Annotated in this window: 7 protein-coding genes; all 7 read right to left on the minus strand. The window is 63.6% G+C overall.

Translation table 11 applies throughout. The features are described from left to right. On the minus strand, positions 1 to 2,715 hold the full coding sequence (gene nuoG, locus HNP46_RS11000; protein ID WP_184588714.1) for an NADH-quinone oxidoreductase subunit NuoG: 2,715 nt from the start codon (positions 2,713 to 2,715) through the stop codon (positions 1 to 3). Between the two features lie 130 nt (positions 2,716 to 2,845). Then, a complete protein-coding gene (gene nuoF, locus HNP46_RS11005) occupies positions 2,846 to 4,195 on the minus strand; it encodes an NADH-quinone oxidoreductase subunit NuoF (protein ID WP_169938593.1) in 1,350 nt (449 codons plus the stop codon). Beyond that, positions 4,192 to 4,692 (minus strand): NADH-quinone oxidoreductase subunit NuoE, encoded by a 501-nt coding sequence (gene nuoE / locus HNP46_RS11010; RefSeq protein WP_184588747.1) that lies wholly within the window; start codon positions 4,690 to 4,692, stop codon positions 4,192 to 4,194. Before nuoE ends, nuoF begins: the two co-directional genes overlap by 4 nt. Beyond that, the gene (gene nuoC, locus HNP46_RS11015; RefSeq protein ID WP_184588716.1) at positions 4,689 to 6,470 is read right to left on the minus strand and encodes an NADH-quinone oxidoreductase subunit C/D; all 1,782 of its coding nucleotides are present in this window, start codon (positions 6,468 to 6,470) and stop codon (positions 4,689 to 4,691) included. The genes nuoE and nuoC overlap by 4 nt, the downstream gene beginning before the upstream one ends. A gap of 59 nt (positions 6,471 to 6,529) precedes the next feature. Continuing rightward, entirely contained in the window at positions 6,530 to 7,207 is a 678-nt protein-coding gene (locus HNP46_RS11020; protein ID WP_045214755.1) for a NuoB/complex I 20 kDa subunit family protein, read from the minus strand. Positions 7,208 to 7,217: 10 nt separating this feature from the next. After that, positions 7,218 to 7,631, minus strand: a complete 414-nt coding sequence (locus tag HNP46_RS11025; RefSeq protein ID WP_184588719.1) for an NADH-quinone oxidoreductase subunit A — start codon at positions 7,629 to 7,631, stop codon at positions 7,218 to 7,220. A 407-nt stretch (positions 7,632 to 8,038) separates the two neighbouring features. Beyond that, positions 8,039 to 8,491: integrase core domain-containing protein (locus tag HNP46_RS11030; protein ID WP_184588721.1), on the minus strand; the 453-nt coding region annotated here is incomplete at its 5' end.

Raw genomic sequence — 8,491 nt, forward strand, 5'->3', positions numbered from 1 at the left:
TCATTGGGCAGCCTCCTGCAGGCCTTCAGCGACAGCGCCGATGACCCCGGCGGGAATGCCTTGCAGACCGATCGGCAGGGCGACCAGACCGGCACCGAGCTCTTCGCTCACGCGCAGCGGCAGGCGCAGTTCCTGGCCCTTGACGGTCAGGCGGATCAGCGCGCCTTCGTTGACGCCCAGACGGTCAGCCTCGGATTTCGCCAGGGTGACGTAGGTCTGCGGGATGCGCTCCTGCACCGGGGCGGCTTTCGAGGAGTTCTCCTCGCTGCCGAACAGGTGATAGAAGGGCACCACCTTGAACTGGCTGGCGGCGGTGTGGAACGGCGCGGGAATCTCGCTGAACCACAGGGCCTCGCCCTTGGCCTCGATCAGGCGTACGCCCGGATCGCCGGCACGCAGGTGACCACCGACTTCGTCCTGGAACTTGTTCCAGGCCTGCGGCGAGTTCCAGCCCGGCGACCAGGCGAATGGAATCTGCTGACGCGGTTCGGCGCTGCCGGCGTAGCCTTCCATGGAGAAGGCGAAAGCGGAGTCGATGTCCTGCGGCTGACGCGGCTCGCTGACGTTGATGTTGGCGCGCATGGCGGTACGCCCGGAGTAGCGGTGCGGCTCGCGCGCCAGCTTCAGACCCTTGATGCGGAACGCAGCGTTCGGCGCGGCTTCGCGGATGCCAGCCAGTTGCGGCTTGGCGGCGATGACAGCGTCGATCACGTGGTCCAGCTGGGTCCAGTCGACACGCTTGCCCTCGAGGGTGCTGTGCAGGGCGTGCAGCCAGCGCCAGCCTTCGCGGACCAGGTTGTCGGCGTTGTAGTAGGTCGGATCGTAGACCTGGAAGAAGCGCTGGGCGCGGCCTTCCTGGCTGACCAGGGTGCCATCGCCTTCGGCGAAGCTGGCGGCCGGTAGCAGGACGGTGGCCTTGGCGCTGGTGGCGGTCTGCTGGTGATCGGCGACGACGACGATCTTCGCGGCGGCCAGGGCAGCGTCGACAGCAGCGGCGTCGGCACGGCGGTACAGGTCGTTCTCCAGGATCACCACGGCATCGGCGGCGCCGGAGGTCAGCTGCTCGAGAGCGGCTTCTACGGAGTCACCACCGAAGAGAGCCAGACCCAGGCTGTTGGCTTCCGGCACGACCAGGCTCAGGGAGCCATTCTTCTCGCGGTTCTTCAGCGCGCTGGCAATGTTGGCCGCGGCCTCGATCAGGGCATTGCTGCCCAGCGAGGTGCCGGAGATCACCAGCGGACGCTTGGCGGCGACCAGGGCATCGGCGATGCGCTGAGCCAGGGCGGCGGCTTCGGCGTCGAGGCCGGCTACTGCCGGAGCACTCGAATCGATGGCGTGGGCCACGGCGAAGCCCAGGCGGGCCAGGTCTTCGGTGGCGGCGTGCACGCACTCGGCGGCGACGTCGTCCAGGCGGGTGGCATCCAGGCTGGCGATGAACAGCGGGTTCATCTCGTGCTGGGCGATGGTCTTCACCGCGGCGTCGAGCCACGGCTGGATCTTCATCGCGGCGGCCATGTCCTCGCCCTTGCCCTTCACCGACTGGCGCAGGGCCAGGGCGATACGGGCAGCGGTCTGGGTCAGGTCTTCGCCGAGCACGAATACCGCGTCGTGGTCTTCGATGTCACGGATGGTCGGCACCGGCAGCGGGCCGTCCTGCATGACTTTCAGCACCAGCTGCAGGCGTTGCAGTTCGTCAGCGGAGATGCCGCTGTAGAAGTTCTGCGCGCCGACCAGTGCGGACAGGGCATAGTTGCTTTCCAGGCTGGCGCGCGGCGAACCGATGCCGATGACCTTGCGGCCCTTGAGCAGGGCGGCGGTCTGGTCGAGGGCGCCGTCCAGCGAGAGCTTCTGCTTGCTCAGCATCAGCTGCGGCTGGCGCGGGCGGTCTTCGCGGTTGACGTAGCCGTAGCCGAAGCGGCCGCGGTCGCACAGGAAGTAGTGGTTCACCGAGCCGTTGTAGCGGTTCTCGATGCGGCGGATTTCACCGTAACGCTCGCCGGGGCTGATGTTGCAGCCGCTGGAGCAGCCATGGCAGATGCTCGGGGCGAACTGCATGTCCCACTTGCGGTTGTAGCGCTCGGAGTGGGTCTTGTCGGTGAACACGCCGGTCGGGCAGACCTCGGTCAGGTTGCCGGAGAATTCGCTCTCCAGCACACCGTCCTCGATACGGCCGAAGTAGACGTTGTCATGCGCGCCGTAGACACCCAGGTCGGTGCCCCCGGCGTAGTCCTTGTAGTAGCGGACGCAGCGGTAGCAGGCGATGCAGCGGTTCATCTCGTGGGAGATGAACGGGCCGAGCTGCTGGTTCTGGTGGGTGCGCTTGGTGAAGCGGTACCGGCGCTGGTTGTGGCCGGTCATCACCGTCATGTCCTGCAGGTGGCAGTGACCGCCTTCCTCGCAGACCGGGCAGTCGTGCGGGTGGTTGGTCATCAGCCATTCGACGACGCTGGCACGGAAGGCCTTGGACTCTTCGTCTTCGATGGAAATCCAGGTGTTGTCGGTGGCGGGAGTCATGCAGGACATGACGATACGACCGCGGGTGTCGTTCTCGTCGGTGTACTGCTTGACCGCGCACTGGCGGCAGGCGCCGACGCTACCGAGCGCCGGGTGCCAGCAGAAGTAGGGGATGTCGAGACCGAGGGAGAGGCAGGCCTGCAACAGGTTGTCCGCTCCGTCGACTTCTAACGTCTTGCCGTCTACGTGGATCGTGGCCATGGGTCTAAGTCTTCGTTGGCCCGTTGTCAGCGGGCGTGGCTAATAGAAATCACGGTTTCATCGGGCCGGCGGCACGCCGCGGCACTACAACGAAACAACGCCGGGCGGCTGCCGCCCGGCGATCAAAGCATCAAGCGCCGACGGTCTGCGGTGCTTGTACGGCCTGAGCCTGGCGGGAAATGCCCGCTTCGAACTCGGGACGGAAATACTTCAGTGCGCTGCCCAGCGGCTCGACGGCACCCGGTGCGTGGGCACAGAAAGTCTTGCCTGGGCCGAGGAAGTTGACCAGCTGCTCGAGGGTTTCCAGGTCGCCCTGGGCGCCTTCGCCTTTCTCCAGCGCGCGCAGGACCTTGACGCTCCACGGCAGGCCGTCGCGGCACGGGGTGCACCAGCCGCAGGATTCGCGGGCGAAGAACTCTTCCATGTTGCGCAGCAGGGAAACCATGTTGACGCTGTCATCCACCGCCATGGCCAGACCGGTACCCATACGGGTGCCGACCTTGGCGACGCCGCCGGCGTAGAACAGCGCGTCCAGGTGCTCCGGAAGGAGGAAGCCGGTACCGGCGCCGCCCGGCTGCCAGGCCTTGAGCTTGTAGCCATCGCGCATGCCGCCGGCGTAGTCCTCGAACAGCTCGCGGGCCGGCAGGCCGAAGGGCAGTTCCCAGATACCGGGGTTCTTCACCTTGCCGGAGAAGCCCATGAGCTTGGTGCCCATGTCTTCGCTGCCCGGACGGGCGAGGCCCTTGTACCAGTCGACGCCGTGCTCGACGATCGCCGGCACGTTGCACAGGGTCTCGACGTTGTTCACGCAGGTCGGCTTGCCCCAGACGCCGACGGCAGCGGGGAAGGGCGGCTTGGAGCGCGGGTTGGCGCGGCGGCCTTCCAGCGAGTTGATCAGCGCGGTTTCTTCACCACAGATGTAGCGGCCGGCGCCGGTGTGGACGAACAGCTCGAAATCGAAGCCGCTGCCGAGGATGTTCTTGCCCAGCAGGCCTGCGGCCTTGGCTTCCTCGATGGCACGGTTCAGGTTGCGGGCCGCGTCGACATACTCGCCGCGCAGGAAGATGTAGCCGCGGTAGGCCTTGAGGGCGCGCGCGGAGATCAGCATGCCTTCCACCAGCAGGTGCGGCAGCTGCTCCATGAGCATGCGGTCCTTCCAGGTGTTGGGCTCCATCTCGTCCGCGTTGCACAGCAGGTAGCGGATGTTGAGGGATTCGTCCTTGGGCATCAGCCCCCACTTCACGCCGGTGGGGAAGCCCGCACCGCCGCGGCCCTTGAGGCCGGAGTCCTTGACGGTCTGGACGATGTCGTCGGTGGCCATTTCAGCCAGCGCCTTGCGCGCGGCGGCATAGCCGTTCTTCGACTGGTACTCCTCCAGCCAGACCGGGGCGCCGTCGTCACGCAGGCGCCAGGTCAGCGGATGGGTTTCGGCCGCGCGCGCGGTGCGGTTGGGCGTGCCGTAGGAGGTGAGGCGACTCATGCGTAGGCCTCCAGCAGTTTGGCGACGCCATCGGCGCGCAGGTCGCCGAAGGTGTCGTCGTCGATCATCATCGCCGGGGCCTTGTCGCAGTTGCCCAGGCAGCACACCGGCAGCAGGGTGAAGCGGCCGTCGGCGGTGGTCTGGCCGAGGCCGATGCCCAGCTGCTTCTGGATCTCGCCGACCACCGACTCGTGGCCGCCGATGTAGCAGACCATGCTGTCGCAGACGCGGATGATGTGGCGGCCGACCGGCTGGCGGAAGATCTGGCTATAGAAGGTAGCAACCCCTTCGACGTCGCTGTCCGGAATGCCGAGGATGTCGGCGATGGCCGGAATGGCGCCGTCCGGCACCCAGCCGCGCTGCTTCTGGACGATCTTCAGGGCTTCGATGGACGCCGCACGGGAGTCCTCGTAGTGATGCATTTCGTGCTCGATGGCCGAGCGCTCGGTTTCGCTGAGTTCGAAACGATCAGTCTGGATAAGGGTACTCATGATCAGCGGTCCACGTCGGCCATAACGAAGTCGATACTGCCCAGATAGGCGATCAGGTCAGCGATCATGCTGCCGTTGATCACCGACGGAATCTGCTGCAGGTGCGGGAAGCTGGGCGTCCGGATGCGGGTCCGGTAGCTCATGGTGCTGCCATCGCTCGTCAGGTAGTAGCTGTTGATGCCCTTGGTCGCTTCCACCATCTGGAAGGCTTCGTTGGCCGGCATGACCGGGCCCCAGGAAACCTGCAGGAAGTGGGTGATCAGGGTTTCGATGTGCTGCAGCGTGCGCTCTTTGGGCGGCGGAGTGGTCAGCGGGTGGTCCGCCTTGTACGGGCCTTCGGGCATGTTCTTCAGGCACTGCTCGATGATGCGCAGGCTCTGGCGCATCTCGCCCATCTTGACCATGCAGCGGTCGTAGGCGTCGCCGTTGGCCGCCAGCGGCACTTCGAACTCGAAGTTCTCGTAGCCGGAGTACGGGCGGGCTTTACGCAGGTCGAAATCACAGCCGGTGGCGCGCAGGCCGGCACCGGTGGTGCCCCATTCCAGCGCTTCCTTGGTGTTGTACGCGGCAACGCCGATGGTACGACCACGCAGGATGCTGTTCTTCAGGGCGGCGGTTTCGTACTCGTCCAGGCGCTTGGGCATCCAGTCGAGGAATTCGCGGACCAGCTTGTCCCAGCCGCGCGGCAGGTCGTGGGCGACGCCGCCGATGCGGTACCAGGCCGGGTGCAGGCGGAAGCCGGTGATGGCTTCGACGACCTTGTAGGCGCGCTGGCGGTCGGTGAAGGTGAAGAACACCGGGGTCATCGCGCCCACGTCCTGGATGTAGGTACCCAGGTAGAGGAGGTGGTTCAGGATGCGGAAGAACTCCGACATCATGATGCGGATGACGTCGACGCGCTGCGGCACCTTGATGCCGGCGAGCTTCTCGACCGAGAGCACGTACGGCAGGTTGTTCATCACGCCGCCGAGGTAGTCGATGCGGTCGGTGTAGGGGATGAAGCTGTGCCAGGACTGACGCTCGGCCATCTTCTCGGCGCCACGGTGGTGGTAGCCGATCTCCGGAACGCAATCGAGGATCTCTTCACCGTCCAGCTGCAGGATGATGCGGAACGCACCGTGGGCGGACGGGTGGTTCGGGCCGAGGTTGAGGAACATGAAGTCCTCGTTCTCGCCGTGGCGCTTCATGCCCCAGTCTTCGGGCTTGAAGCGCAGGGCTTCCTGCTCCAGATCCTGCTTGGCGGCGGACAGTGCGTAAGGGTCGAACTCGGTGGCGCGCGCCGGGTAGTCCTTGCGCAGCGGGTGACCTTCCCAGGTCGGCGGCATCAGCATGCGGGTCAGGTGCGGGTGACCGGTGAAGGTGATCCCGTACATGTCCCAGACTTCACGCTCGTACCAGTTGGCGTTCGGCCAGATACGGGTGGCGGTGGGCAGGTTGAGGTCGCCCTCGGACAAGGCCACTTTGATCATCACGTCACTATTACGCTCGAGCGACATCAGGTGGTAGAACACGCTGAAGTCGGCGCCCGGCAGGCCGCGACGGTGGGTGCGCAGGCGCTCGTCGACACCGTGCAGGTCATAGAGCATGACGTACGGCTTGGGCACATTGCGCAGGAAGGTGAGGACGTCGATCAGGCGCTCACGGGCAACCCAGAGCACCGGCATGCCGGTGCGGGTGGCCTGGACGGTGAAGGTCTCGGCGCCAAAGCGGGAATTCAGTTCGACGACGATATCTTGGTCGTCTGCCTTGTAAGGCGGGATGTACAGAGCGGAGTCTGCATTCATAGTCTTTAAGTCACTCGGTCAACGGTGGAGTGAAAACGGGCCTCTCGTGGAGGGCCGGATCACACTTCGTCGGGGCTGCGCAGGTTGGTGACCGCAATGCGCTGTTCGCGCTTGAGATCCTTCTGGGCAGGCATGTCGGCGCGATAGACGCCTTGATCGCCTACAACCCAGGACAACGGACGACGCTCCTGGCCGATGGATTCCTGCAGCAGCATCAGGCCTTGCAGGAACGCCTCCGGACGGGGCGGGCAGCCGGGGATGTACACGTCCACGGGGAGGAACTTGTCGACCCCCTGAACGACCGAGTAGATGTCGTACATGCCGCCGGAGTTGGCGCACGACCCCATCGAGATCACCCACTTGGGTTCCAGCATCTGCTCGTACAGGCGCTGGATGACCGGAGCCATCTTGATGAAGCAGGTGCCGGCGATGACCATGAAGTCAGCCTGGCGCGGCGATGCACGGATCACTTCGGCGCCGAAACGGGCGATGTCGTGCGGCGCGGTAAACGCCGTGGTCATCTCCACGTAGCAGCAGGACAGCCCGAAGTTGTACGGCCACAGGGAGTTCTTGCGACCCCAGTTCACCGCACCGTTGAGAACATCCTCGAGCTTGCCCATGAAGATGTTCTTGTGGACCTGCCCTTCGATGAGCGGGTCTTCTACCGTTTCGCGTTCGCCGATCGGGTATTGATCATTGGGCGCATCCGGATCGATCCGGGTAAGTTTGTATTGCATCGCCAAAGCCTCATTGTTTTAGCTTCGCCTGCCGTGCGCGACGTGCCGCCGGCGCCCAATCGAGCGCGCCGATACGCCACAGGTAGACAAGACCTGCCAACAGAATTGCTATGAAAATGGTTGCCTCGATCAGACCGGCCCAACCGCTTTCACGGACGGACACGGACCAGGCGAAGAGGAAGAGGGCTTCGACGTCGAAGATCACGAAGAGCATCGCGACCAGATAGAATTTTGCCGACAGGCGCAGGCGGGCGCTGCCGGTAGGAACGATCCCCGATTCGAACGGTTCGTTCTTGCTGCGACCAAATGCCTTACTGCCAAGCAGGCTGGAAACCCCTAGCATGAAGGCGAGCAGGCCCACCACTCCTAAAAGGAAGGCGGCGAGTGCCCAGTGTTGAGCTGCAAGTTCAGCTGGATTGGGCATGCCGATACTCCTTCCTACAAATAACGAATGTCTTGGGTTCAGGGCGCAAGGCCCGACTACTGCGAACCCGACAACTCAAGGATAGTGAGCTAAGGGTTCAGGTCATCTTTCCAATTTTATGCCCAAAGCCTTCAGCAAGTAAATTTTTCCAACACAAACAGATGCTTCTATTTCGGGCAAAAGGCTTTTGCATTTCCCGTAGCGCCCTGTTGGCGCGGCTCTGGATGCTTAGTGTGGCGGCACTTCGGCTTTGGTCGAATAGTACTTTCGAGGTATTTGTCCGCAATAAATCGGCACTCTATAAATGATAAACATTATCATTCGCAGTGTCGTATATCCGTAACTTTACTACATATAAGCGGCGACTCTTTATTTCTGGTCTGCTCCCCGCATCTGAGTACAGGGACTCACGCTAATTTTGCTGCCTGTTTGCGCCGCCGAAATTCCCTTGGGGATCGGTAGTTCAAGGCGCTGTGTGGGTGGTGTTCGTTGTAATGCTCGAATGCCTTGGCCAGGGAGGCAATGGCGGTGGGCGCATCGGGTTTGCTCATGAAGGCGATGTAATCACGCTTGATTGTCTTCACCAGGCTCTCGGCCATTCCGTTGCTTTGCGGGCTGCATACCGGTGTGGTCAGCGGGATCAGTCCGATGTCATAGGCAAAGGACTGGGTCAACTTGGCCACGTACGGTGCTCCGTTGTCGGTGAGCCATTCGACTGGTCGTTCAGGTAAGTCGTTGCCGAATCGACTTTCTACGGCGGCGAGCATGACATCACGCACGGTATTTCCGGTCTGGCTATTGGTACTCGCCTCCCAGCTCATCACTTCGCGATCAGAGCAGTCCAGTGCAAAGGTGGCACG

The organism is Pseudomonas nitroreducens (assembly GCF_014204515.1).
GTDB classification, from domain to species: Bacteria; Pseudomonadota; Gammaproteobacteria; order Pseudomonadales; family Pseudomonadaceae; genus Pseudomonas; species Pseudomonas nitritireducens_A.

Excerpts from the sequence above, each read along its gene's own strand:
- nuoG (WP_184588714.1), bottom strand. The coding sequence starts at position 2,715 with ATGGCCACGATCCACGTAGACGGCAAGACGTTAGAAGTCGACGGAGCG.
- nuoF (WP_169938593.1), bottom strand. The coding sequence starts at position 4,195 with ATGAGTCGCCTCACCTCCTACGGCACGCCCAACCGCACCGCGCGCGCG.
- nuoC (WP_184588716.1), bottom strand. The coding sequence starts at position 6,470 with ATGAATGCAGACTCCGCTCTGTACATCCCGCCTTACAAGGCAGACGAC.
- HNP46_RS11020 (WP_045214755.1), bottom strand. The coding sequence starts at position 7,207 with ATGCAATACAAACTTACCCGGATCGATCCGGATGCGCCCAATGATCAA.
- HNP46_RS11025 (WP_184588719.1), bottom strand. The coding sequence starts at position 7,631 with ATGCCCAATCCAGCTGAACTTGCAGCTCAACACTGGGCACTCGCCGCC.